Source organism: Acutalibacter caecimuris (assembly GCF_034335085.1).
GTDB classification, from domain to species: domain Bacteria; phylum Bacillota; class Clostridia; order Oscillospirales; family Acutalibacteraceae; genus Acutalibacter; species Acutalibacter caecimuris.
In genome coordinates this window covers 149,099-174,436 of sequence record NZ_JAWXXJ010000002.1, presented here as the reverse complement: position 1 = coordinate 174,436, position 25,338 = coordinate 149,099, and the positions used below count along the sequence as shown (strand labels likewise).

19 protein-coding genes are annotated in these 25,338 nt (G+C 60.2%); 2 read left to right on the top strand and 17 right to left on the bottom strand.

Annotated features, from left to right (window positions below; translation table 11 throughout):
• Positions 1-22: 22 nt before the first annotated feature.
• The 5 genes from fusA to rpoB form a co-directional block, all read right to left on the bottom strand.
• Positions 23-2,119 (bottom strand): elongation factor G, encoded by a 2,097-nt coding sequence (fusA, locus tag U8U01_RS02130; RefSeq protein ID WP_322169648.1) that lies wholly within the window; start codon positions 2,117-2,119, stop codon positions 23-25.
• Between the two features lie 142 nt (positions 2,120-2,261).
• Positions 2,262-2,732: a 30S ribosomal protein S7 gene (rpsG, locus tag U8U01_RS02125; RefSeq protein ID WP_322169646.1), complete on the bottom strand. Its 471-nt coding sequence runs from the start codon at positions 2,730-2,732 to the stop codon at positions 2,262-2,264.
• Positions 2,733-2,897: 165 nt separating this feature from the next.
• Positions 2,898-3,320 (bottom strand): 30S ribosomal protein S12, encoded by a 423-nt coding sequence (gene rpsL, locus U8U01_RS02120; protein WP_322169644.1) that lies wholly within the window; start codon positions 3,318-3,320, stop codon positions 2,898-2,900.
• A 385-nt stretch (positions 3,321-3,705) separates the two neighbouring features.
• Complete coding sequence (gene rpoC / locus U8U01_RS02115; protein ID WP_322169642.1) at positions 3,706-7,380, bottom strand: DNA-directed RNA polymerase subunit beta'; 3,675 nt, start codon at positions 7,378-7,380, stop codon at positions 3,706-3,708.
• A gap of 27 nt (positions 7,381-7,407) precedes the next feature.
• On the bottom strand, positions 7,408-11,127 hold the full coding sequence (rpoB, locus tag U8U01_RS02110) for a DNA-directed RNA polymerase subunit beta (RefSeq protein ID WP_322169639.1): 3,720 nt from the start codon (positions 11,125-11,127) through the stop codon (positions 7,408-7,410).
• A 345-nt stretch (positions 11,128-11,472) separates the two neighbouring features.
• On the opposite strand from rpoB, the gene U8U01_RS02105 reads away from it, so the two are divergent.
• On the top strand, positions 11,473-12,093 hold the full coding sequence (locus tag U8U01_RS02105) for a GNAT family N-acetyltransferase (protein ID WP_322169636.1): 621 nt from the start codon (positions 11,473-11,475) through the stop codon (positions 12,091-12,093).
• Positions 12,094-12,734: 641 nt separating this feature from the next.
• Here the strand turns inward: U8U01_RS02105 and U8U01_RS02100 are convergent.
• From U8U01_RS02100 to ppdK, 12 genes are all read right to left on the bottom strand, one after another.
• A complete protein-coding gene (locus tag U8U01_RS02100) occupies positions 12,735-12,917 on the bottom strand; it encodes a DUF1062 domain-containing protein (RefSeq protein ID WP_322169633.1) in 183 nt (60 codons plus the stop codon).
• Between the two features lie 250 nt (positions 12,918-13,167).
• Entirely contained in the window at positions 13,168-13,365 is a 198-nt protein-coding gene (locus tag U8U01_RS02095) for a hypothetical protein (protein ID WP_322169631.1), read from the bottom strand.
• 51 nt (positions 13,366-13,416) lie between these two features.
• Complete coding sequence (locus tag U8U01_RS02090) at positions 13,417-13,974, bottom strand: RrF2 family transcriptional regulator (RefSeq protein ID WP_322169628.1); 558 nt, start codon at positions 13,972-13,974, stop codon at positions 13,417-13,419.
• A complete protein-coding gene (locus U8U01_RS02085) occupies positions 13,964-14,665 on the bottom strand; it encodes a PepSY domain-containing protein (protein WP_322169625.1) in 702 nt (233 codons plus the stop codon). Before U8U01_RS02085 ends, U8U01_RS02090 begins: the two co-directional genes overlap by 11 nt.
• A 22-nt stretch (positions 14,666-14,687) precedes the next feature.
• Complete coding sequence (gene rpoD / locus U8U01_RS02080; RefSeq protein ID WP_322169622.1) at positions 14,688-15,773, bottom strand: RNA polymerase sigma factor RpoD; 1,086 nt, start codon at positions 15,771-15,773, stop codon at positions 14,688-14,690.
• 923 nt (positions 15,774-16,696) lie between these two features.
• Positions 16,697-18,481: a DNA primase gene (dnaG, locus tag U8U01_RS02075; RefSeq protein ID WP_322169619.1), complete on the bottom strand. Its 1,785-nt coding sequence runs from the start codon at positions 18,479-18,481 to the stop codon at positions 16,697-16,699.
• Between the two features lie 159 nt (positions 18,482-18,640).
• Positions 18,641-19,636: a deoxyguanosinetriphosphate triphosphohydrolase gene (locus tag U8U01_RS02070; RefSeq protein ID WP_322169616.1), complete on the bottom strand. Its 996-nt coding sequence runs from the start codon at positions 19,634-19,636 to the stop codon at positions 18,641-18,643.
• A gap of 132 nt (positions 19,637-19,768) precedes the next feature.
• Positions 19,769-20,398 carry an IMPACT family protein gene (locus U8U01_RS02065; RefSeq protein ID WP_322169613.1) on the bottom strand — a complete coding sequence of 210 codons (630 nt, stop codon included), beginning with the start codon at positions 20,396-20,398 and terminating at the stop codon, positions 19,769-19,771.
• A gap of 133 nt (positions 20,399-20,531) precedes the next feature.
• Positions 20,532-20,810 carry a DUF2087 domain-containing protein gene (locus tag U8U01_RS02060; protein ID WP_322169609.1) on the bottom strand — a complete coding sequence of 93 codons (279 nt, stop codon included), beginning with the start codon at positions 20,808-20,810 and terminating at the stop codon, positions 20,532-20,534.
• Positions 20,811-20,831: 21 nt separating this feature from the next.
• On the bottom strand, positions 20,832-21,032 hold the full coding sequence (gene rpmE / locus U8U01_RS02055) for a 50S ribosomal protein L31 (RefSeq protein ID WP_066536507.1): 201 nt from the start codon (positions 21,030-21,032) through the stop codon (positions 20,832-20,834).
• Positions 21,033-21,222: 190 nt separating this feature from the next.
• Entirely contained in the window at positions 21,223-21,441 is a 219-nt protein-coding gene (locus tag U8U01_RS02050; protein ID WP_322169606.1) for a hypothetical protein, read from the bottom strand.
• Positions 21,442-21,694: 253 nt separating this feature from the next.
• Entirely contained in the window at positions 21,695-24,325 is a 2,631-nt protein-coding gene (gene ppdK, locus U8U01_RS02045; RefSeq protein WP_322169603.1) for a pyruvate, phosphate dikinase, read from the bottom strand.
• A gap of 310 nt (positions 24,326-24,635) precedes the next feature.
• Between ppdK and pth the strand changes: the two genes are divergently transcribed.
• Positions 24,636-25,235 carry an aminoacyl-tRNA hydrolase gene (gene pth, locus U8U01_RS02040; RefSeq protein ID WP_322169600.1) on the top strand — a complete coding sequence of 200 codons (600 nt, stop codon included), beginning with the start codon at positions 24,636-24,638 and terminating at the stop codon, positions 25,233-25,235.
• Positions 25,236-25,338 lie beyond the last annotated feature (103 nt).

The following is a 25,338-nucleotide window of genomic DNA, read 5'->3' as shown; positions in this document are numbered from 1 at the left end:
CCCCCGCGCCGGGGTTTCGCCCTTAGTCGTTCTTGCGGCCCCTGTCGCTGATGATCTTCTCCGAGATAGCCTTGGGCACCTCGCTGTAATGGGCGGGCTCCATGGTATATTGGCCGCGGCCCTGGGTCTTGCTACGCATATCCGTCGCGTAGCCAAACATCTCCGAAAGGGGCACTTCGCTGTTGACCTGCTGGGCGCCGGGCAGGGCGTCCATACCCAAAATCATGCCCCGGCGGCTGTTCAGGTCGCCGATGACGTCGCCCATATACTCTTCGGGGGTAATGACCGTCACCTTCATAATGGGCTCCATCAGCACCGGGTCGGCCTTGCGCATGGCCTCTTTAAAGGCCATAGAACCGGCGATCTTAAAGGCCATTTCAGAGGAGTCCACCTCGTGGTAAGAACCGTCGTACAGGCTTACCTTCACGTCCACTACATTGTAGCCTGCCAGCACGCCGCTGAGCATCGCGCCCTGAATGCCCTGGTCCACCGCGGGGATATACTCCTTGGGGATGGCGCCGCCCACCACTGCGTTGACAAACTCGTAGCCACCCGCCGGGTTGGGCTCAATGCGGATCTTAACATGGCCATACTGGCCCTTACCGCCGGACTGCCGGGCATACTTGGTGTCGCTCTGGCTCTCCTTGCGGATGGTCTCCTTGTAAGCCACCTGGGGTTTGCCCACGTTGGCCTCCACCTTAAACTCCCGCAGCAGCCGGTCCACAATGATCTCCAGGTGCAACTCGCCCATGCCGGCGATGATGGTCTGGCCCGTCTCCTCGTCGGTATACGCCTTAAAGGTGGGGTCCTCCTCCGCCAGCTTAGAGAGGGCAATGCCCATCTTCTCCTGGCCCGCCTTGGTCTTGGGCTCAATAGCCACCCGGATAACCGGCTCCGGGAACTCCATGGACTCCAGGATAACCGGATGTTTCTCGTCGCACAGGGTGTCGCCGGTGGTGGTGTTCTTCAGGCCCACTGCGGCGGCAATGTCGCCGGCATATACCCGGTCAATGTCCTTGCGGTCATTGGCGTGCATCTGCACAATGCGGCCCATGCGCTCGTTGTTGTCTTTCACCGAGTTATACACCGTGGCGCCCGCCTCTATCGAGCCGGAATAGACCCGGAAGAAACACAGCTTGCCCACATAGGGGTCTGTGGCAATCTTAAACGCCAGCGCGGCAAAGGGCTCCTCGTCAGAGGAGTGGCGCACCATTTCCTCCTCGGTGTCCGGGTGTGTGCCCCTAATGGGGGGCACGTCCGTGGGGGCGGGCATATAGTCCACAATCGCGTCCAGCAGTTTCTGCACGCCCTTGTTGCGGTAAGAGGTCCCGCAGGTCACCGGCACCATGTGGTTGGCAATGGTAGACTTACGGATGCAGTCCTTGATCTCCTCTATGCTGATCTCTTCCTCGCCCAGGTATTTCTCCATCAGGGCGTCGTCCAGCTCCGCCACGTGCTCCACCAGTTCGGCCCGGTACTGCTGGGCCTGCTCCAGCATATCTTCGGGGATATCCTCGCAGCGGATATCCTTGCCCAAATCGTCATAGTACACATAGGCTTTCATCTCCACCAGGTCGATGATGCCCTTAAAGGTTTCCTCCGCCCCAATGGGCAGTTGGATGGGCACCGCGTTACACTTCAGCCGGTCTTTCATCATCTGCACCACCCGGTAGAAGTCCGCGCCCATAATATCCATTTTGTTTACATAGGCCATGCGGGGGACTTTATACTCGTCCGCCTGCCGCCATACGGTTTCAGACTGGGGTTCAACGCCGCCCTTGGCGCAAAACACGGTGACAGACCCGTCCAGCACCCGCAACGAACGCTGCACTTCCACGGTAAAGTCCACGTGGCCGGGGGTGTCAATGATGTTGATGCGGTTCTGCTTGCCGTTGCGGTCCGGCCAGAAACAGGTGGTGGCGGCGGATGTGATGGTGATGCCGCGCTCCTGTTCCTGAGCCATCCAGTCCATCGTGGCGGCACCCTCGTGAGTCTCGCCGATTTTGTAGTTGACGCCTGTGTAGAACAAAATACGTTCCGTGGTAGTCGTCTTACCGGCATCAATGTGGGCCATAATGCCGATGTTCCTTGTCAATTCAAGTGGTACCTGTCTGGCCATAAATACGTTGTTTCCTCCTTCAATCCAAAGGTTGCAGGGCTCTTTGCCGGGGGCCTTCATCCGGGGCTCCCGCCGCCGGGGCTTTTTATAGGCTTTCAGGCCGCTCTCCCGCCCAGGCGGGGGCCGCCTTTAGCCACCGCCCTTACCAGCGGTAGTGTGCAAACGCCCTGTTGGCCTCGGCCATCCTGTGGGTATCGTCCCGTTTCTTGGCCGCGCCGCCCGCGCCGTTGGTGGCGTCCAAAATTTCCCCGGCCAGCCGCTCGCGCATAGTGCGCTCGTTGCGGGTACGGGCAAAACTGGTCATCCACCGCAGGCCCAGGGTCTGCCGCCGTTCGGGGCGAACCTCCATCGGCACCTGATAGGTAGAACCGCCCACACGGCGGGATTTACACTCCAGGCTGGGCATTACGTTCTCCATAGCCTGCTCGAACACCTCCAGGGGCTCCTTACCGGTTTTCTCCTGCACGATCTCAAAGGCGCCGTACACAATCTTCTGGGCTACGCCCTTTTTGCCGTCCAGCATTACGCTGTTGATCAGCCTGGTGACGAGCTTGGAATTATACAAGGGGTCCGGCAAAACGTCGCGCTTTGCCACATTGCCTCTTCTTGGCATAATCTTCCCTCCTTCATAAAATGAATTCATCGGTACTCGAAGGCCCGCCAGGGTCCCCCCTGCCAAAGCCTCCGGTCAGCTAAAAGGCAATTTACCTAAGACCCCCTCCGGGCTTTGCCGGATTGAATCTATATAAATTAAGCCGAATAGCTTACAGGGTTACTCTTATTTCTTGCCGGCCTTGGGCCGCTTGGCGCCGTACTTCGAACGGGCCTGCATACGCTTGGCCACGCCCTGGGTATCCAGCACGCCGCGGATGATGTGATAGCGCACACCGGGCAGGTCGCGCACACGGCCGCCGCGGATCATAACCACGCTATGCTCCTGCAGGTTGTGCCCCACGCCGGGGATATAGCACAGCACCTCAATGCCGTTGGACAACCGCACCCGGGCGATCTTCCGCAGGGCGGAGTTCGGCTTTTTGGGTGTACGGGTGGTCACCGTCGTGCAAACGCCCCGCTTTTGGGGGGAGTCCTGGTCGATCGCCGCGCGCTTTTTGGAGTTCCACCCCTTCAAAAGCGCCGGGGCCTTGGACTTCTTCACAGCGTCGGACCTGCCGTTTTTAACCAACTGGTTAAAAGTAGGCATAGCTGCACCTCCTTCTTTAAAAATTATATATGCGAAGGCAGCTTTCGCCGCCATTCCGCCTCTCCTAGCCGATAGGGCCTGCTGGCCGCCGGTGCCTTGGCCTCCGGCGGCTTAGAACCCTTTTCGGGAAAAGGGTTCTAAGAACTCCCAAAAGCTTCTAAGGCGTTATCCGCCGCGCTCTGTCCCGCAGGTTCCCCCTCGGCCGTCCACGGGCAAACCGCCCGCGCTTTTTATTTCTGCCGGTAGGGCCGCGTCCCCGGCTTTCGCCGGCCTTTTTGCGGCCTTTTCCGCTAGATTTTGCCCATCTTGCAGATTATAGCACCAACAGACAGCGTCTGTCAAGTTTTTTCATCCCTGCCCGGGATTTTCCCCCTTTTACCCAAAACTATACCACCTCAGGCCGGGGTTCCTGCTGTTCTTCCGGCATGGGGGCCTCAAAGCCCTCATCCTCGTCGTCCTCATCGTCCATCATAAAGTCCAGCGGCTCCACCTGCGAGGGCTCCGGCCGTTCCGGCCGCTCCTCGCTGTACACCGGGGGCTCCTCCGGTATCCGCGATTCTATCTCCACCTGGCCATACATTTTCAGGCCCGTGCCCGCGGGCACCAGTTTACCCAAAATCACGTTTTCCTTCAGGCCCACCAGGCCGTCCACCTTGCCCTTAATGGCCGCGTCCGTCAGTACCCTGGTCGTTTCCTGGAAGGAAGCCGCCGACATAAAGGAGTCCGTTGCCAGCGAGGCCTTGGTAATGCCCAGCAGCACCGGGGTAAAGGTAGCCTCCCGCAGCCCGGTTTCGCCCAGGGCGATCCGCCGGCGTATCTCCTCATTGGCAAAGTACACCTCATTCTTGTCCGCCAGCGAGGCCACCATCAGGTCCGTATCCCCCGCGTCGTCTACCCGTACCTTGCGCAGCATCTGCCGCACAATAATCTCTATATGCTTATCGTTGATGTCCACGCCCTGCATCCGGTACACCCGTTGTACTTCCTGTATCAGGTAGTCCTGTACCTCCTGCACGCCGCTGATGGCCAGTACGTCATGGGGGCTCACCGAACCCTCGGTGATGTACTTGCCCCGCTTGATATACTCCCCTTCCTTCACCGTCACCCGGCTGCCAAAGGGGATCAGGTAAGACTTGGTTTCCCCGCTCTCGTCATTGGTCACCACCACATGGCGGTTGCGTTTAATCTCCTCAAAGCTTACCTGGCCGTCCAGTTCGTTGATAATGGCCACGTGCTTGGGCTTGCGGCCCTCAAACAGCTCGTCAATACGGGGCAAGCCCTGGGTGATGTCGTCCGCGCTGGCCACGCCGCCGGTATGGAAGGTACGCATGGTCAACTGGGTGCCCGGCTCGCCAATGGACTGGGCCGCGATGATGCCCACGGCCTCGCCCACCTGCACCGGCTTGCCCGTGGCCAGCGACGCGCCGTAGCAGCGCTTGCACACGCCGTTTTTGGCCCGGCAGTTCAGCACGGTGCGTATCTTAATGCGCTCCGTCCCCCGGTCAATAATGGTGTCCGCGTCCTGGTCGTCCATCAGCTTATCCCTGGAAACCAGCACGTTCCCCTCTTCGTCGCAGTAGTCGTCCGCCAGGTACCGGCCCACCAGCCGCTCCTTCAGCGGCTCAATGGACTCCGGGCCCGACCGGATCTCGAACACCTCAATGCCCTCGTGGGTACCGCAGTCCTCTTCCCGGATCACCACCTCCTGGGATACGTCCACCAGCCGGCGGGTCAGGTAGCCCGAGTCCGCGGTACGCAGGGCCGTGTCCGTGGTGCCCTTCCTGGCCCCGCGGGAGGAAATGAAGTATTCCAGCACGTTCAGCCCTTCCCGGTAGTTGGAGCGGATGGGTATCTCGATGGTCTTGCCCGAGGTGTTGGAGATATTGCCCCGCATCCCGGCCAACTGGTTTAGGTTGGAGATACTGCCACGGGCGCCAGAGTCCGCCATCATGTAGATGGGGTTATACCGGTCCAGCCCTCTTTGCAGGGCCGTGGCCACGTCCCTTGTGCACTTGTCCCATACCTTTAGCACCGATTCATACCGCTCCCGCTCCGAGAGCAGGCCCTCGCTGTACTCGCCGCTGATCACCCCTACCTCGGCCTCGGCGGCGGCCACCAGCTTTTTCTTGTCGCCGGGTATGGTGGCGTCGCACACCGCCACCGTAATGCCGCTGATGGTGGAGTACTTGTAGCCCTGGCCCTTTATCTCGTCCAGTACCTCGGCCGAGCGCTCGGTGCCGTGCACCTTAATGCACCGCTCGATAATATTCTTCAGTTGCTTGGAGCCCACCAAAAAGTCGATCTCAAACTGCAAGGCCCCTTCCGGGGTAGAGCGGTCCACATACCCCAAGTCCTGGGGTATGGGCCGGTTAAAGATCATCCGCCCCATGGTTGTTTCCACCAGCCCGGTAATGGGCCTGCCCCCAAACTCCACGGTGCGCCGCACCTTTATTTTGGCGTGCAGGCTGATGGCCTTGGCGTCATAGGCCATCAGGGCCTCTTCCATGTTGCGGAACACCTTGCCTTCGCCGTCCTCCCCTTCCTTGTCCAGGGTCAGGTAGTAAGACCCCAGCACCATGTCCTGGGTGGGCACCGCCACCGGCCGCCCGTCCGAGGGTTTCAGCAGGTTGTTGGCCGCCAGCATCAAAAACCGCGCCTCCGCCTGTGCCTCTGCGGAAAGGGGCACGTGCACGGCCATCTGGTCCCCGTCAAAGTCCGCGTTGTAGGCGGTGCACACCAGGGGGTGCAGTTTCAGGGCCCGGCCCTCCACCAGCACCGGTTCAAAGGCCTGTATGCCCAGCCGGTGCAGGGTCGGCGCCCGGTTCAGCAGCACCGGGTGGTTTTTAATCACCACTTCCAGGGCGTCCCACACCTTGGGCTCCGCCCGCTCCACGGCCTTGCGGGCGGCCTTGATATTGTTCACGGCGGCGGTTTCCACCAGCCGTTTCATCACAAAGGGCTTAAACAGCTCCAGGGCCATTTCCTTGGGCAGGCCGCACTGGTACATCTTCAGCTCCGGCCCCACCACAATCACCGAGCGCCCGGAGTAGTCCACCCGCTTGCCCAGCAGGTTCTGCCTAAAGCGCCCCTGCTTGCCCTTTAGCATATCCGAAAGGGACTTCAGCGGCCGGTTGTTGGGCCCGGTCACCGGCCTGCCCCGGCGGCCGTTGTCAATCAGCGCGTCCACCGCTTCCTGCAACATCCGCTTTTCGTTGCGCACAATAATGTCCGGGGCCCCCAGTTCCAGCAGGCGTTTCAGCCGGTTGTTCCGGTTGATCACCCGGCGGTACAGGTCATTCAGGTCGCTGGTGGCAAAGCGGCCGCCGTCCAGTTGCACCATGGGCCGTATATCCGGCGGTATCACCGGCACCACGTCCAAAATCATCCACTCCGGCCGGTTGCCCGAGGCCCTAAAGGACTCCACCACCTCCAGCCGCTTAAGGATGCGCATCCGTTTCTGCCCGCTGGCCGCCTCCAGTTCCTCTTTCAGTTCTACCGAGAGTTTCTCCGGGTCCAGTTCCGCCAGCAGTTCCTTAATGGCCTCCGCGCCCATGCCGGCCTTAAAGTCGTCCTCGTACTTCTCCCGCAGGTCCCGGTACTCCTTCTCGGTCAGCGTCTGCATTTTCGAGAGTTCCCGCACTTCCCCCGGGTCGGTCACAATATACATGGCAAAGTAAAGTACCTTTTCCAATATCCGGGGCGATAGGTCCAAAATCAGCCCCATCCGGCTGGGTATGCCCTTAAAGTACCAGATATGGGATACCGGGGCGGCTAGTTCAATATGGCCCATGCGCTCCCGGCGCACCTTGCTGCGGGTCACTTCCACGCCGCAGCGGTCGCAGACCTTCCCCTTGTAGCGGATGCGCTTGTACTTGCCGCAGTGGCACTCCCAGTCCTTGGTGGGCCCGAAAATCCGCTCGCAGAACAGGCCGTCCCGTTCCGGTTTCAGGGTGCGGTAGTTGATGGTCTCCGGCTTTTTTACCTCCCCATGGGACCATTCCCGTATCTGGTCCGGGGAGGCCAGGCCGATCTTGATCGACTCAAATGTGTTGAATTCCATAGCTGCCACCATCTTCCTTTCCCGCTGTTAAAAGTCGTCGTCCCCGCCGTCGTCCAGGCCAAAGTCCCCGTCGTCCAGGCCGCTGTCAAACTCGTCCTCGTCCTCTTCCTCTATCAGTTCGCCGTTCTCGTCCTCCTGGTAGTAGCCGTCCATATCGTCGGCCACATTCTGCTCGTCAAACACATCGCCGGCCGGGGTCAGGCCCATATCGTCGTCGTCAAATGTCTGTTTCAGGTCAATTTCCTCGTTGTTCTGGTCCAGCACCTTCACATCCAGGCCCAGGCTCTGCAATTCTTTTATCAGTACCTTAAAGCTTTCGGGTATGCCCGGCGTGGGGATGTTCTGCCCCTTCACAATGGCCTCATAGGTTTTCACACGGCCCACCACGTCGTCAGACTTCACCGTCAATATCTCCTGTAAGGTATAGGCGGCGCCGTAGGCCTCCAGGGCCCACACCTCCATCTCGCCAAAGCGCTGGCCGCCAAACTGGGCCTTGCCGCCCAGGGGCTGCTGGGTCACCAGCGAGTAGGGCCCGGTGCTCCGGGCGTGTATCTTGTCGTCCACCAGGTGGTGCAGTTTCAGGTAATACATATACCCCACGGTCACCGGGTTGTCAAAGTACTCGCCCGTGCGGCCGTCCCGCAGCCAGAACTTCCCGTCCTCGTTCAGGTCGCTCATACGGAAGCACTCCCGGATATCCGCCTCCTGGGCCCCGTCAAATACCGGGGTCATAATCTTCCACCCCAAGGTGCTGGCGGCCATGCCCAGGTGCACTTCCAGCACCTGGCCGATGTTCATCCGGCTGGGCACGCCCAGGGGGTTCAGCACAATGTCCAGGGGCGTGCCGTCGGGCAAGAAGGGCATCTCCTCCTCAGGCAAAATTCGGGACACCACGCCCTTGTTGCCGTGGCGGCCGGCCATCTTGTCGCCCACGCTGATCTTCCTCTTCTGGGCAATATAGCAGCGCACCACCTTGTTCACCCCAGGGGAGAGCTCGTCGTGGCTGTTCTCCCTGGTAAACACCTTCACGTCCACCACCACGCCGTACTCGCCGTGGGGCACCCGCAAAGAGGTATCCCGCACTTCCCTGGCCTTTTCGCCAAAGATAGCCCGTAGCAGCCGCTCTTCGGCGGTCAGTTCGGTTTCGCCCTTGGGCGTCACCTTGCCCACCAAAATGTCGCCGGCGCGCACGTCGGCGCCTACCCGCACAATGCCCCGGTCGTCCAGGTCGGCCATTACGTCGCCGCCCATATTGGGGATGTCCCTGGTAATCTCCTCCGGCCCCAGCTTGGTGTCCCTGGCCTCCATCTCGTACTCTTCTATGTGGATAGAGGTATACACGTCGTCCCGCACGATCTTCTCGTTAAGCAGCACCGCGTCCTCGTAGTTATAACCTTCCCAGGTCATAAAGCCGATCAGGGCGTTCTTGCCCAGGGCGATCTCCCCGTTCTTAATGCCCGGGCCGTCGGCAATCACGCTGCCCTCTTCCACCCGTTCGCCTACGTCCACCACCGGCACCTGGTTGATGCAGGTGCTCTGGTTGGAGCGCATGAACTTGATGATGTCATAGTCGTCTATATCCCCGTTGTCCGCCGTCACCCGCACCAGGTCCGCGGAAACCGACTTGACCACGCCCCCCCGCCGGGCCAGCACGCATACGCCGGAGTCCACCCCGGCCTTATACTCCATGCCCGTGCCCACAATGGGGCTCTGGGTCTTGATCAGGGGCACGGCCTGCCGCTGCATATTCGAGCCCATCATGGCCCGGTTGGCGTCGTCATGCTCCAAAAACGGGATGCACGCCGTGGCCACCGACACCACCATTCGGGGGCTGATGTCCATATAGTCCGCCCGCCCGGCGTCCACGTCCACAAACTCGTCCCGGTACCGGCCCACCACATGGCTGTGCACAAAGTGGCCTTCCTCGTCCAGGGGCTCGTTGGCCTGGGCCACAATGTAGGCGTCCTCCACGTCGGCGGTCATATATTCCACTTCATCCGTCACCCGGCCCGTGGCCTTGTCCACTTTGCGGTAGGGCGCCTCGATAAAGCCGTATTCGTTGATCTTGGCAAAGCTGGCCAGGTAAGAGATCAACCCGATGTTGGGCCCTTCCGGGGTTTCCAGGGGGCACATCCGGCCATAGTGGGTGTAGTGCACGTCCCGCACCTCAAAGCTGGCCCTGTCCCTGGAGAGGCCGCCGGGCCCCAGCGCCGAAAGCCGGCGCTTGTGGGTCAGTTCGGCCAGGGGGTTGGTCTGGTCCATAAACTGCGAGAGGGGCGACGAGCCGAAGAACTCCTTAATAGCCGCCACCACCGGCCGGATGTTGATCAGGGAGTGGGGGGTCAGTTGCTCCAAATCCGCCGCCTGCAAGGTCATGCGCTCCCGTATCACCCGCTCCAGCCGGGAGAACCCGATGCGGAACTGGTTCTGCAAAAGCTCCCCTACCGAGCGGATGCGCCGGTTGCCCAGGTGGTCGATGTCGTCCGTCAGCCCCAGCCCCTGGGCCAGGCAGTTCATATAGTTGATGGTGGCAAAAATATCCTCCACCGTAATAAAGTTGGGGATCAATTCCCCCCGCCGCCGACGCAGGGCCCTTTTCAGCCCGGCCTCGTCGTCCCCACACTGGTCCAGTATCTCCCGCAGCACCGGGAAACTCACCCGCTCGTTGATGCCGCACTCCTTCAGGGCGTCAAAGGCCACGTACTTGCCAATGTCCACCATGCCGTTGGAAAGGATCTTCACGTCCTTCCCGTCCAGGGTCACCACCACGCAGCTTACGCCGGCGTCGTCCATCCGCTCCGCCAGTTCCCGGCTCACGGTGTCCCCCACGTCGGCCATAATCTCCCCGGTAGAGGGGTCCGCCACCGGCTGGGCCAGCACCTGGCCGGTCAGGCGGCCTTCCAGGCGCAGTTTCTTGTTGTACTTATACCGCCCCACCCTGGAAAGGTCGTACCGCCTGGGGTCAAAAAACAGGCCGTTCAGGTGGCTCTGGGCGCTCTCGATGGTAGGCGGCTCGCTGGGGCGCAGCTTGCGGTACAGTTCCAGCAGGCCCTCCGCCTCCGAGTGGGCCGCGTCCTTCTCCAGCGTAGCCCGTATCCGGTCGTCCTCGCCAAAGTGGTCCAGTATCTGCTGGTCCGTGCCCAGCCCCAGGCAGCGGATGAAGGTGGTGATCGGCACCTTCCTGTTTTTGTCGATGCGCACATAGAACACATCGTTGATGTCGTTTTCATACTCCAGCCAGGCGCCCCGGTTGGGTATAATGGTCGAGCTGAACAGCTCCTTGCCCGAACGGTCATAGTCCATCTTATAGTACACGCCCGGCGAGCGCACCAACTGGGACACGATCACCCGCTCCGCGCCGTTGATGACAAAGGTGCCGCTCTGGGTCATCAGGGGGAAATCCCCCATAAAGACTTCGCTCTCCTTGATCTCCCCGGTTTCTTTGTTGAGCAGCCGCGCCGTCACCCGCAGGGCAGCCGCGTAGGTGGCGTCCCGCTCCTTGCACTCCGTTACGCTGTAATTGGGCTTGTCGTCCAGCTTGTAGTCCACAAAATCCAGCACCAGGTTGTTGTTGAAGTCCGTAATCCCCGATACGTCGTTGAAGACCTCCTTGAGCCCCTCTTTCAAGAACCACTCATACGAGTTCTTCTGTATCTCGATGAGGTTGGGCATTTTCAGGACTTCCTCGATCTTGGCAAAGCTCATCCGCGTGGTCTTACCCAACTGGACCGGTTTAACATTCACCATTACGCACAGCCACTCCTATCCTTGAATTTCTCCGCGGCCCGGCGGTTTCGCCCGCCGCCCGCACACCGGAAGGTACATCCATAAAATTACACAAAAAAACGGTTTTTTTGCGCCAGCCGCTTGACACCCCTTCTCCCCTGTGGTATACTGGACGTTGCAGGGCATAGGCAGCTTATTTTATCGATGATGATACAGTATATTATTGTAAACCACTCCCGCCCCGTTGTCAACCCCTGCCAAGAATTTTTTCGTATATTTTTGATCTTTTTGGATAATACCCTGCCCACAAGCAGCATTTGCAACGCTTTCAGGCGTTATTTTTTTCAAAAAAAGGAGGCCCCACCCATGGAGATCACCCTCACCCAGGCCACCCCCGCCGACCTCCCCGCCGTCGGTGGGCTCTACGCCGCCGTGTGCGACGGCCTGGCGGATAAGCCCTACAACCCCGGTTGGCGCCGGGGTATGTTCCCCACCGAGGAGAACGCCCGGCTCTACCAGCAAACCGGCGTCCTGCTCCTGGCCCATGCCGGCGGCCGGCTGGCCGGCTCCCTGGGCCTTACGGACAACCCCAGCGCCGAGGCGGAGGACGCAGAAGAGGCCGCACCGGCAGAAACGGCGGAGAACCATGCCCCGCCGCCCGCGGCGGCAGAAACCGGGGCCGGTCAGCCCAGCGAAAGCGCGCAGGCAACTGCCCCCGCCCCTGGGCCGGTCTGGTACGTCCACGTAGTTGCCGTGCACCCGGCCTTTGCCCGCCAGGGCGTCGCCGGCCGCCTGTTGGCCCAGGCGGAAACCCTGGCCCGCCAGGCCGGCGCCGCCGCCCTGCGCCTCTTTGTCTGGGAGAACAACACCCCCGCCATCGCCGCCTACGAGAAAAACGGCTTTACCCCCCTCCAAACCGGCGTAGACATCGGCCTCGCCCCCTACGGCCTGGAGCGTTTCACCCTCTACCAAAAACTCCTCCCCTAATTTCCCCCCTTCTGTCCCCCCTTTTTGCCTCCGGCGGCTTAAGGGGCCCTGCCCCTTAAGAATCCCCGCCAAAGGGGCAAAGCCCCTTTGGAAACCCCTCCCCCGCGCACCAACAGCCCTCTCCCCTTAGCCCTCCCCCCGCGAGCAAGACCCAATCCCGCCCACGTTTTTTCTTTCCCTGATTTTCGGCCGCTCCCCCCGCCCTTAAAACAAAAAACGCGGTCCCCCCAAACCTTCCGGGGGCGCTGCGTTTTTCGTCTATATACCGGCACAACGGGGCCGCCGGGCGGGTCCAGCGCCGCCACAGCGCTGGCGGGGATTCTTAAGGGGCAGCGCCCCTTAAGCCCCCGCAGCGTAACGCCCTTAAAACAAAAAACGCAGTCCCCCCAAACCTTCCGGGGGCGCTGCGTTTTTCGTCTATATACCGGCACAACAGGGCCGCTGGGCGGGTCCAGCGCCGCCACAGCGCTGGCGGGGATTCTTAAGGGGCAGCGCCCCTTAAGCCCCCGCAGCGAAACGCCCTTAAAACAAAAAAACGCGATCCCCCCAAACCTTCCAGGGGCACTGCGTTTTTTGTCTATATACCGGCACAACGGGGCCGCTGGGCGGGTCCAGCGCCGCCACAGCGCTGGCGGGGATTCTTAAGGGGCAGCGCCCCTTAAGCCCCTGCAGTGAAACGCCCGCGCAGCCGAATGGCCGCACTTCTCGCAGCGGTAGATCAGCCACACGTCCAGCCGCCGCCCGTTGGCGTTCACCCTAAACTTCCCCCGCAGGCAAACCGCTGTTTCTTCCCGCACCCCCCGCACCGGCGGAGGACCCGGCACAGCCCCTTTTGCCAGGTTTGCCCCTTTTGTTGTTTTCGTTGATTTTGCCGTCTTTCACCTTTTGCATAGCTCATAGCGCTTATCTTGGGAATACACCTGCGCCGGCTATTGCATCTATTTGCCTATGTACTTACTATACGTACTTCAAAGGCTTTCTTCCTGGTTCCTTTTCTCCTTATACCGATTTGCAATAGCCACGCTACGCAAACCGCTGGGGTTCTCTTCCTTTGAAGGCTCGCTCACTTCCTTTTCATTTAGCTAAATAAAATCTGTCCCCTATCTGGGCCAGCCATCCACGTTTCACCATGATCCGGGTCACCCTTGGGAACCCCCTGGGGTTAAAAACGCCGGCCTGTTCAAAGGTAACGGCAGTTTGGGGCGAAACAGCCCCGCAACGGCGCAGTTTCTTCAGGATGTAGTTCCGGCGCATCAGCAGCACTGGTACCATGTTCCATATCCCCCCTCTCTCATGCTCCCGCCTACTTCGCGGCCACACGCCTTACTCCTTATTTGCCGGCAGGCCCCCGCCGCCTTCCTGGCTTGTCCGGCTGTCCGGCCCACCGGCCTCCCCCTCCCGGCAGATCGCCGCAAAGGTATACCCGCCCAGTTCCCGGCGCACCATACCGCTCACCTGTTCGTAGATGGTATGCAGCCTGCAATGGGCCCGGCCGCAGCTATAGGCCTCTTCCTGGCAGCGGCTGAGCATATACGGCCCCTCCACGCTCTCTATCACCTGCAAAAGGGTGATCTCCCCCGCGGGCCGGGCCAGGCAGTATCCCCCCTTGGCCCCTTTAAACGAGCACACCAGCCCTTCCTTCACCAGCCCCCGCAATATCTTCAGGCAGAACCGCATGGGCACCTGCATTTTTTCCGAGATCGTCCCCGCGTCCTGGCGGCCCTGGTTCCGGGTCAGGTATTCCACAATCCTCACGGCGTAGTCCGCCTCCAACGTCATTACCATGCCATTTCTCCGTTTCCGCTCCGGCCTAAGGGGCCTGTTCTCCGCCTTCGGGCCATGCTCATGGGCAGGGGCCGTCCACACGGGCTCAATGGTCAAAGGCCTCCGCGTCCCACTCCAACACCGTGCCGGTGGCTCCGTCTATCGCAAATTCATATTCCATTCCGCCGAACAGGATCTCCCCTTCATACACGGTCCGTCCGTTCTCCCATTCTGTCTTAAACTGCACAATATCCTCCGCCGACGCCCCCGGCACCTTTGCCAGGGCGATATCTTTGGCCTCTTCCATAGAGATAACCTCCTGCCCAGGGTCCTGTGCCGGCTGCCGGGTAGAATCCGCTCCGGGGGCGTCCTCCCGCTCCCAGGCCAGCACCTCTCCGCTCGCCGCGTCTATCTCATAGTCATACGCCACCCGGTCCCCGGTCACAAACTCTATCTCATAGACCTGCCGCCCGTTCTCCCGGTCCAGTTTCACTTTGGTAAATTCCACCTCTCCGGCAGAGAGGCTCCCATGAGCCAGGGCCTGTTCCTTTGCCTGTTCTTCCGTCAGCAGCCCAGGTTCCCCGGCAGGCACAGCGCCGTTCTCCCAGGCAGGCGGCTGCGCGGTAGGGCCGCCCGCCTCCCAAGCGCTTTCTCCCTGCCGGGAGGATGCATTCTCCCGCGCCTGGGAGGCCCCTTCCCCGCCCGCCAGGATGGCGCCCCCATCCACAGGGGCCTCACATCCTGCCAGGAGGAAGCCCATCAGCAGCGCGCAGAGCCCGCCGCCCAGCCTTTTGTACATCCCTCTCATAAGAACTCCCTCCCGCCTTTCCTCAGTCCAGAAAATCCTTCAGCTTTTTCGAGCGGCTGGGGTGCCGCAGTTTCCGCAGGGCCTTGGCCTCTATCTGGCGTATGCGCTCCCTGGTCACGTTAAATTCCTTCCCCACCTCTTCCAGGGTACGGCTCCGGCCGTCCTCCAGCCCAAAGCGCAGCCGCAGCACCTTTTCCTCCCTGGTGGTCAGCGAGTCCAGCACATTGCCCAAGGTTTCCTTCAGCAGCGTGTGGCTGGCAGCGTCCTGGGGGGCCGGGGCCTCGTGGTCCTCGATAAAGTCCCCCAGGTGGCTGTCCTCCTCCTCGCCAATGGGCGTTTCCATGGACACCGGCTCCTGGGCCACCCGCATAATCTCCCGCACCTTGTCCACCGGCATCTCCAGTTCCTCGGCAATCTCATCGGCGCTGGGCTCCCGGCCGTTCACGTGCAGCAGTTGGCTGTTGGCCTTTTTTACTTTGTTGATGGTTTCCACCATATGCACCGGTATGCGGATGGTGCGGGCCTGGTCGGCAATGGCCCTGGTGATGGCCTGCCGGATCCACCAGGTGGCGTAGGTGGAAAACTTAAAGCCCTTGGTGTAGTCGAACTTCTCCACCGCCTTGATAAGCCCCAGGTTCCCTTCCTGGATCAGGTCCAGAAAGTGCATCCCCCGGCCCACATAGCGTTTGGCAATGCTCACCACCAGCCGCAGGTTGGCCTCCGAAAGGCGCTTTTTGGCGGCCTCGTCCCCGTTGTTGATGCGCACCGCCAGCTCCACCTCTTCTTCGGGGGTCAGCAGGGGCACCCGGCCAATCTCCTTCAGGTAGACCTTCACCGGGTCGTCAATGGCAATGCCTTCGCCCCCCTCCAGTTCGGCCACCTCGCTGGTTTTCACCAGGTCGGCGTCGTCCAACTGCAACATATCAAAGTCCTCTACAATCTCCACGCCCTGGCTCTCCAGCGTGTCGTAGAACTTCTCTATCTGTTCCGGGTCAAAGTCCAGTTCCCCCAGCGCGTCCAGTATCTCTTTTGTGCTCAGTTGCCCCTTCGCCTTGCCAATCTCCACCAGGTCCTTGATCACTGTTTTCTTGTCCGGCTGTGCGCTCATTCCGCCACCATTCCTTTCCTTTTTACCGTTCCCTTTATCCGCCCAGATCCTGTTGGGCTCCGCCCAAACCCGCCAGGGCTCTGCCCAGACCCACTAGGTGCCGCCCAGGCCTGTTGGGCTCTGCCCAGACCCACTGGGTGCCGCCCAGGCCTGTTGGGCTCCGCCCAAACCCGCCAGGGCTTTGCCCAGACCCACTGGGTGCCGCCCAGGCCTGTTGGGCTCCGCCCAAACCCGCCAGGGCTTTGCCCTGGACCCACCGCCCTTTAAAAAGGGCGGCCCTAAACTTTATGTCCGCTCGCCATACAGCCCGCAAATTCCTAATCTATAACCGCCGCCCAAAAGCAGCCCCAAACGCCATGCACTTTGCCTTGTCCAACCAACTACCCCCACCCGGCGCCGGCGCCGCCGCCAGCCTCCCGGCCACGGCCCGCCCATCCGCCGCCCAAAGGCAGCCCAAAGTGCCATACTCTTTGCCTTGTCAAACCAACTACCCCCACCCAGCGCCGCCAGCCTCCCGGCCACAGCCCGCCTATCCGCCGCCCAAAAGCAGCCCCAAACGCCATGCACTTTGCCTTGTCCAACCAACTACCCCCACCCGGCGCCGCCGCCAGCCTCCCGGCCACGGCCCGCGCCCCAAAATCCATTTGTCGCCTTCCTCATAAGCGGCCGGTCCAGGCACAGGCCCGCACCACGCGTAAAGCCATTGGCTTGTCAGCCCTCCTGATCACGCCGCCCCATCCCGTTCCAAAAAAGGGATCCGTTTTTTCCGGCGATCCAAACGCAGCCCAGCCACTGTAAGGCCGATCGCTTGTCAGCTTTACAAAAATACCCTCGCAATACCTGCCTGCTATCCCCTCAAGACCGCCTTCCTATCCCCCTCCTATCCCCCCGACAACCCCTTGCTATCCCCCGGAAAGTTGCCCCTAACTTGGGCCCTCGTTCCGGGTTTTGGCCTTGCGCATTGCTTCCAGATAAGCCATCATCGCGTCGTCGCTGGCAGTCTTGGCCCACTCGGCCCCCGCGAACCGCCCCTCTTCCAAAATGATGCGCACATATTCCTGCACATCCCTTCCGGTAGTCGGTGCGTCCCCGCGCCGTGCCAAAATACCGCTCAATTCCCCCATTTCACCAGGGCTCAGCTCCTCCGCCAGATCCCCCAAAGTGGCCGTACCTTGTATAGTTTTGCCCAATATAGCGGCGTATACTCTGCGGTTCAAGGCGGTCACAAATTTTTCAGGCGGCAGTAGCTTTTGCAGCGTCCCCGCCTTATCCTGGTGCCTGTACAGGTAGTCGATGACCCCCTCCTCCGCCAAAGCGGCCCTGGTTCGCTGCTTTTTCTCCGGGTTCTGGGAGATCTTAACCTGCTGCACCTCAGCCTGGGCCCGCACAGCCTTTTTTTCCTCCTGGCGCCGCTCTTTTTTCGAGAGCCTGTCCACCGACCCCAAGATACTGCGCCGGTCCACGCCAGTTTCCTTCGCCAGTTTGCCGGCGTACACATCCTGCTCCATAGGGTCGCTGAGCTTTGCCAGCACCTGCTCCGTGGCCGCTCCCAGGTACCGTAGCCGGCCCTCGTCACTTTCCAGGTCGAACTGCTGCCGCAGCCGGTCCAGGCGGTATTCCACGTCCGTAGCCCCGCCCTCCAGCAGCAGGCGGAACCGGGTAGGCCCGTCCTTGCCGTAGTTGCGCATAAACTCATCCGGGTCCTTGCCTCCGGGCACCGTCACCACCCGCACCCGCAAGCCCACGTCCTTCAGCATAGGGATGGCCCGCTGGGTAGCCTTTTGCCCGGCCTCATCCGCATCATAACAGATCACCGCCTCGTCGGCGTAGCGCTTGATGATACGGGCCTGCTCATCGGTCAGGGAGGTACCCAGCGACGCAATGGCATTCTGGAACCCCGCCCGGTGCAGGGCTATCACATCCATATACCCCTCAGCCAGAATCAACTGGCGGCTGTCCGTATTTTTGGCAAAATTCATGGCAAACAGGCCGCTGCTTTTGTGGTAGACCGGGGTATCGCTGGTGTTGATGTACTTGGGCTTTTCGTCGGTAAGCACCCGGCCGCCAAAGGCCACCACATTGCCTCGCAGGTCAAAAATGGGGAACATCACCCGCCCCCGGTACCGGTCGTACAGGTTGCCTTTCTGGGACACCCTGGCCACGTCAGCCTGGGTCAGTTCCTCTTTGGTGTAGCCCATTTTCCGTAGGTGGTTGACCAGGCCAAAGCCGCTCTCCGGGGCATAACCCAGCCCAAAGTGGCGGATAGTCCTCACATCCAGCCCCCGGCCCTGGAAATACGCCAGCCCGGCCCGCCCCTCCGGCGAAAACAGCGTGTCCAGAAAAAACCGCCCTGCCGCCCGGTTGATCTCATAAATACGGGTACGCAGCCGGTCCAGGCCGTTATCCTGGCCGTTCTCCGGCACCTGCAGCCCGGCCCGCTGGGCAAGCCAGCGCACGGCCTCTACAAAGTCCAGCCGCTCTATCTCCATGACAAAGTTGATGACCCCGCCCCCCTTGCCGCAGCCAAAGCAGTAAAAGGAGTTGTTGCCGGGGTACAGGTTGAAGGAAGGGGTCTTTTCGTTGTGGAAGGGGCACAGCCCCACCAGGTTTTTCCCCCGGCGCTTTAAATCTATATGGCTCCGGGCAATCTCCTCTATGCGGCTGCGCTCTTCCACCTCCCGGATGAACTCCGGCGGTATCTTTGGCATATCCTTCCCCCCTTTGGGTTTCAAAGCTTTAAGGCTCGTCCCGGCCCCCGCTTGGGGTTTCCCGGTTTCATCCACGGTAAAACCGCCGGATCCTCAAAGCTCTTGTATTCGCGTACCGGCGGCACATTACCCGCTACGCCCCTGCCCGCTACCTTGCCCTTAGTAGTTCCAGGCTTTCGGGATGAAAAGTTCCCGGTACTGGGCTACGGCGTAGCGGTCGCTCATACCGGCCACAAAATCTGCCGCGGCAATCTCCGGGCCCTCTTCCTCCGCGATGGCCTGCATATACGCCGGCAGCCGGTCAACCTGCAAAAAGTACCGGTAGAGGCTCTCCATAATATGGGGAACCTTGCGCTCCTCGCTTTTGGCGTACGCATTGCGGTACACGGCCTCGTACATAAAGGCGTGCAGGGCCTGGTATGCCCCATAGGTAGCGGGGTCCATAGCAATGTCCCCCTCCCGGCTGTTCTCCACCACAGAGAGGATCAGCGCCGTGATGCGCCGGGTCTTGCCGCTGCCCAGCAGTTGGGTAATGTCCCCGGGGATATCCTCTTCCCTTAGCACCCCGGCCCGCACAGCGTCGTCAATGTCGTGGTTTATGTAGGCGATGCGGTCTGCCCAACGCACCAGCCGGCCCTCGGCCGTAGCGGCCTGTTTCCCCTCTGTGTGGCAGAGCACGCCGTTTTCTACCTCCCAGGTCAGGTTAAGGCCCTGGCCCTCTTTTTCCAGCCGGCGTATCACCCGCAGGCTTTGCCGGTAGTGCTTAAACCCGCCGGGCACAAGCTGGTCCAAAGCCCGCTCCCCCGCATGGCCAAAGGGCGTGTGCCCCAGGTCATGGGCCATGGCCACAGCCTCGGTCAAATCCTCATTAAGCCGCAGGGCCCGTGCAATAGTCCGGGCGATCTGGGCCACTTCCAGGGTGTGGGTAAGGCGGGTACGGTAGTGGTCCCCTTCCGGCGAAAGGAATACCTGGGTCTTGTGTTTCAGCCGCCGGAAAGACTTGCAGTGGATCACCCGGTCCCGGTCCCGCTGGTAAGCCGTACGCAACGGGCAGGGTTCCTCTGGCCGCCTGCGCCCCCGGCTGTCCGCGGCAGGCATGGCCCAGGGGGCCAGGGCTTGCTTTTCCAAACGCTCGGTCTGTTCCCTCACCGTCATGCCGGGCGCCTCCTCTCAAAGGTGCGGGCTATAAGCCCGTCTATTTACATATACGGTTTTTTTCGCGAAAATACTTGTGCCGGGCAAAAAAATTTTAAAAAAATTTTCCTACCAGCCCCTGGCCCGCCCCACCTACTCCTCCAGCGCAAAGGGGAAAAAGCTCTTGCCGGCCTCGGAAAGCAGCGCGCGCCCGGCAGTAGCGTCGGCCAAACGGCGGCAGAGATCCTCCCGGCGTTCCGGCTCCAGGCGGAACCGCAGGGACACCTGTTCCAGGAAAGCCGTATCCTCTACCACGCCGCCGCATTCGGGCACCAGGGCCTGCACCCGGCCGTAGTTCTCATAACCGCAGGCAACCTCCATAAGGAGGCACTCCTTCATGCGCACTTTGCAGGCCGCCTCCAGGGCAATGCTGGCCGTGTGGGCATAGGCGCGTATCAGCCCGCCACCCCCCAGCAATATTCCCCCGAAATACCGGGTGGCCACCACCACGGCATCGGTAACACCCGCTTTTTTCATGGTATCTATCACCGGGATGCCCGCCGTGCCCTGGGGCTCGCCGTCATCAGAAAACCGCTGGATGCCCCCTTCCCGCAAGATGTATGCATATACATTGTGCGAAGCGTCCCAATACCGGCTTTTCAGCCCGGCAATAAACGCCAGCGCCTCCTCCTCTGTGGCCACGGGGCGGCAACTGCCGATAAACCGGGACTTCCTTTCCACAAACTCAGCCGTGCCCTCCTGCGCCACTGTGACGTACTCCATACCCTTCCCCCTTTCCGCCAGCCCGGCCCGGCCACCTACACAAAAAAGACGGCGTAGGTTACGCCGTCCTCTTTCATGCCGACTTCATTTGCACAAGCGGCCACACAAAGCCTCGCTGATCTGCCCCAAGGGCCTAACACCCTTCCCCGGCAGCCTCCCCGGCCAGCCGGTAGCAGCGCCCGTAAGGATCCCGGCTCAAAAACCGGCCGTCACACAGGGCGCGGCGCAGGGTTGCCGGGTCACGGAAACTATGCCACTGGCAGAGCAGCCCGTTGACCTCCTGCTCGGTATACGCCTGCCCGGGCTGGAACTTCCCGGCAAGATAAACCAGCGCCTGCTGCTGCATGGCGCGCTTTGCGGGGAACTTGACCAGGCGACCTTCCCCATCCAGGAAATTCTGCAGGCTTTTCATAACAGTACCTCCGGGCCCAGGTTATTTCAAGCCATAACGCTTTTTGAACATATCCACGCGGCCGCTGGTGTCTACCAGTTTCTGCTTGCCCGTAAAGAACGGGTGGCATTTGGAACATATTTCGACTTTGATGTTCTTCTTAGTAGAACGGGTATGGATCACATTGCCACAGGCGCAAGTGATCGTGGTTTCCTGATAGTCGGGATGTATATTCTCTTTCATCGCTCTGTTTTCACCTCTTTGCGGTCAAATATAGGGGTATTATACCACGGCTTGCCGGAAAATGCAAGCCCCAGTTTTCTCTGGTAGCACCCAAACGCATTGAAAAATTGCCCTAGCAGCTCGTCATATATTTTGCCCGGTTTTATAACTCCCTTTTCGGAAAGATGTTCCTATTGCATAAAACTTGAAGTTACTTGCTTTTTCTATGAAATCTGATTGCCAGAACCACACACATGATAATTCCTATCAAAAATGGAATAGCAGATAAAAATGCAATGCTGGCAGGAGCACTAAAACCACGATGTTCAATACCACAAAGCATACCGCGATAGTTATAGGCAACTACAAAACACATAATGTCTGATAGTACAACTGCAAGTGCCGTGAATAAATAACTCCATTTTTTCATACAACCACACTCCTAAATTCTGCTTTATATATTTGACAATAAAATATTTACCAGCCACCCGCAATGTATATTTATTGTTTCATTTTCATTGGGTACACAATTCCGAAAAGGGAGTTTTATAAAGATGGTAAGGGTGGCGCTGCGCCAAGCCGGGGAGGACAAGACACCGCCACAAAAAGCACCCCCCAGGCCAGTGCCTGCGGGGGTGCTTTTATTACATTTTACCGTTGTCTACGCGATACACGGGTTGGGCTTACTTGCTCTTAATAGCAGCCTGTGCCGCAGCCAGACGGGCGATGGGTACCCGGAAGGGGGAGCAGGAAACGTAGGTCAGGCCCACATTGTGGCAGAACTCAATGGTAGTGGGGTCGCCGCCATGCTCGCCGCAGATGCCCAGCACGATGTCGGGGCGCACGGACTTGCCCTTCTCGCTGGCCAGTTTCACCAACTGGCCAACACCTTCCTGGTCCAGTTTGGCAAAGGGATCGTTCTCGTAGATCTTGTTCTCGTAGTAGCTGCCCAGGAACTTGCCGGCGTCGTCACGGCTGAACCCGAAGGTCATCTGGGTCAGGTCATTGGTGCCAAAGCTGAAGAACTCGGCCTCCTCGGCGATCTTGTCCGCAGTCAGGGCCGCGCGGGGGATCTCGATCATGGTGCCCACCTTGTACTGCAGGTCGGCGCCTGCCTCGGCGATAACGCGGTCGGCCGTTTCCACCACAGTCTTCTTCACAAACTTGAGCTCCTTGATCTCGCCTACCAGCGGGATCATGATCTCGGGCACGATATGCCAATCGGGATGGGCCTTGTTCACGTTGATGGCAGCCTTGATAACGGCCTCGGTCTGCATCTCGGCGATTTCGGGATAGGTGACGGCCAGGCGGCAGCCACGGTGGCCCATCATGGGGTTGAACTCATGCAGGCCGGAGATAATGGCCTTGATGTCCTCCACGCTCTTGCCCTGGGTCTGGGCCAGCAGCTCGATATCCTTCTCCTCGGTGGGCACAAACTCGTGCAGCGGGGGATCCAGGAACCGGATGTTTACGTGCTTGCCCTCCAGCGCCTCGTAGAGTTTCTCGAAGTCGCCCTGCTGCATGGGCTCCAGCTTGGCAAGGGCTGCCTTGCGCTGCTCCACGGTATCGGAGCAGATCATCTCCCGGATGGCCGCGATACGGTCCGGGTCAAAGAACATATGCTCGGTGCGGCACAGGCCAATGCCCTCGGCGCCGAAGGCCACAGCCTGGGCGGCGTCCTTGGGGGTGTCGGCGTTGGTGCGCACTTGCAGGGTGCGGTATTTGTCGGAGAGTTCCATGATACGGCCAAAGTAGCCGCCCTCGGTGGAGGCGGGCACGGTGGGGATGGCCTCGCCGTAGATGTTGCCGGTGGTGCCGTCCAGGGAGATATAATCGCCCTCATGGTACTCTTTGCCGTTCAGGGTGAACTTCTTGTTGGCCTCGTCCATCTTAATGGCGCCGCAGCCGGAAACGCAGCAGGTGCCCATGCCGCGGGCAACCACCGCCGCGTGGCTGGTCATGCCGCCGCGCACGGTGAGGATGCCCTGGGAGTAATGCATACCCTCAATGTCCTCCGGGGAGGTTTCCAGGCGGACCAGGACTACTTTCTCGCCCTTCTCGCCCTGCTCAACAGCATCCTCGGCGGTAAAGACGATCTTGCCGCAAGCGGCCCCGGGGGAGGCAGCCAGCGCGCTGGCAATGGGGGTAGCGGCCTTCAGGGCAGCGGCGTCAAACTGGGGATGGAGCAGGGCGTCCAACTGCTTGGGGTCGATCATCAGCAGGGCCTCTTCCTCGGTTTTCATGCCCTCGTCGATCAGGTCGCAGGCAATTTTGATAGCCGCGGTGGCGGTACGCTTGCCGTTACGGGTTTGCAGCATATACAGCTTGCCGTGCTCCACGGTGAACTCCATGTCCTGCATATCCTTATAGTGGTCCTCCAGCAGGGCGCACACCTTTTTAAACTGCTCAAAGGCTTCGGGGAATTTCTCCTCCATCTGGGCAATGGGCATGGGGGTACGCACGCCGGCCACCACGTCCTCGCCCTGGGCATTGGTCAAAAACTCGCCCATCAGCTTTTTCTCGCCGGTGGCGGGGTCACGGGTAAAGGCCACGCCGGTGCCGCAATCGTCGCCCATGTTGCCAAAGGCCATCATCTGCACGTTTACGGCCGTGCCCCAGCTATAGGGGATCTCGTTCATACGGCGGTACACGTTGGCACGGGGGTTGTCCCAGGAACGGAACACGGCCTTCACGGCGCCCATCAACTGCTCCTTGGGGTCGGTGGGGAACTCGCTGCCGATCTTCTGCTTGTACTCAGCCTTGAACTGCTCGGCCAGGGTCTTCAGGTCGTTCTCGTCCAGTTCCGTGTCCTGGGTAACGCCCTTCTTCTCCTTCATCTGGTCGATGAGTTCCTCAAAATACTTCTTGCCCACTTCCATAACCACGTCGGAGTACATCTGGATAAACCGGCGGTAGCAGTCATAGGCCCAGCGGGGGTTACCGCTAGCCTCGGCCATATACTCCACGACCTCTTCGTTAAGGCCCAGGTTCAGGATGGTATCCATCATGCCAGGCATAGATGCACGGGCGCCGGAACGCACGGACACCAGCAAGGGGTTGGTCTTATCGCCGAACTTTTTGCCGGTGATCTCCTCCATCTTGCCTACATACTCCATGATCTGCGCCTGGATGTCGTCATTGATCTTCCGGCCGTCCTCGTAATACTGGGTGCAGGCCTCGGTGCTGATGGTAAAACCCTGGGGCACCGGCAGGCCCAGCTTGGTCATCTCGGCCAGGTTCGCGCCCTTCCCGCCCAGCAGCTCGCGCATAGAACCGTCGCCTTCGCTGAACAGGTAAACATACTTGTGGCTCATTGGTAACAACCTCCTAAAGAATGTTCAACCGGAATCAAAAATACCTCTTCTCCGATTACTGCCCTGATTATACCAAATATTTCCGAAAAATGCCATAGGGAATTGGAAGAAATTCGAAAAATTTTTGATCCCCCTGCTGTCCGGGGCCTCCCGGCAGGGGCAGTCCCGGCAGCTTTATGGCATGGTTTTTGCGGTTTTAGGGAAAGCCCCTTGCAAAACCGGCGCAAACCTGCTAATATTATTTCACGTTACAGGCGGGCGGGGGCATCCCCTCCCGCTAAATTGGCGTACAGCGAATAAGGAGGCGCCTATGCTCTTTTCAAAAAAGCAGCCGGCCGCGGCGCCGGTGGAGTTCATTATCGCCGGGCTGGGCAACCCCGGCCGGGAGTATGTGGGCACCCGGCACAACGCCGGTTTTATGGCCATTGACCGCCTGGCAGAGAAACTGGGGGCCACGGTCAACCGGGTACGCTTTAAGGGCGTTACCGGCACCTGCGTACTGGATGGGAAAGGCGTGCTGCTGCTGAAACCCGGCACCTTTATGAACCTGAGCGGCCAGTCGGTACAGGAGGCCATGTCTTTCTACAAGGTGCCGCCGGAAAAGGTACTGATTGCCTTTGACGACATCAACTTGCAGCCGGGCCGGCTGCGGGTGCGCCGCAAAGGGAGCGACGGGGGGCACAACGGCATGAAGAACATTATTTACCTGGCCGGGAGCGACCAGTTCCCCCGGATCAAGTTGGGGGTAGGGCAAAAGCCCCACCCGGATTATGACCTGGCCAACTGGGTGCTGTCGCGGTTCTCCCAAAGCGAACTGCGGGAACTGGATGCCGCCCTGGATCATGCCTGTGACGCGGCCGCCCTTATAGTAAAAGGGGACATCGACCAGGCTATGAACCTTTATAACTGACCGAAAAGCCGTGTTTCTGCCCCACACTGCAAACCCCGGCATATCTTAGGCATATGGGGAATTGCTGTGGGCACCCCGGATCCGGCCCCCTTTTGTGCGACCC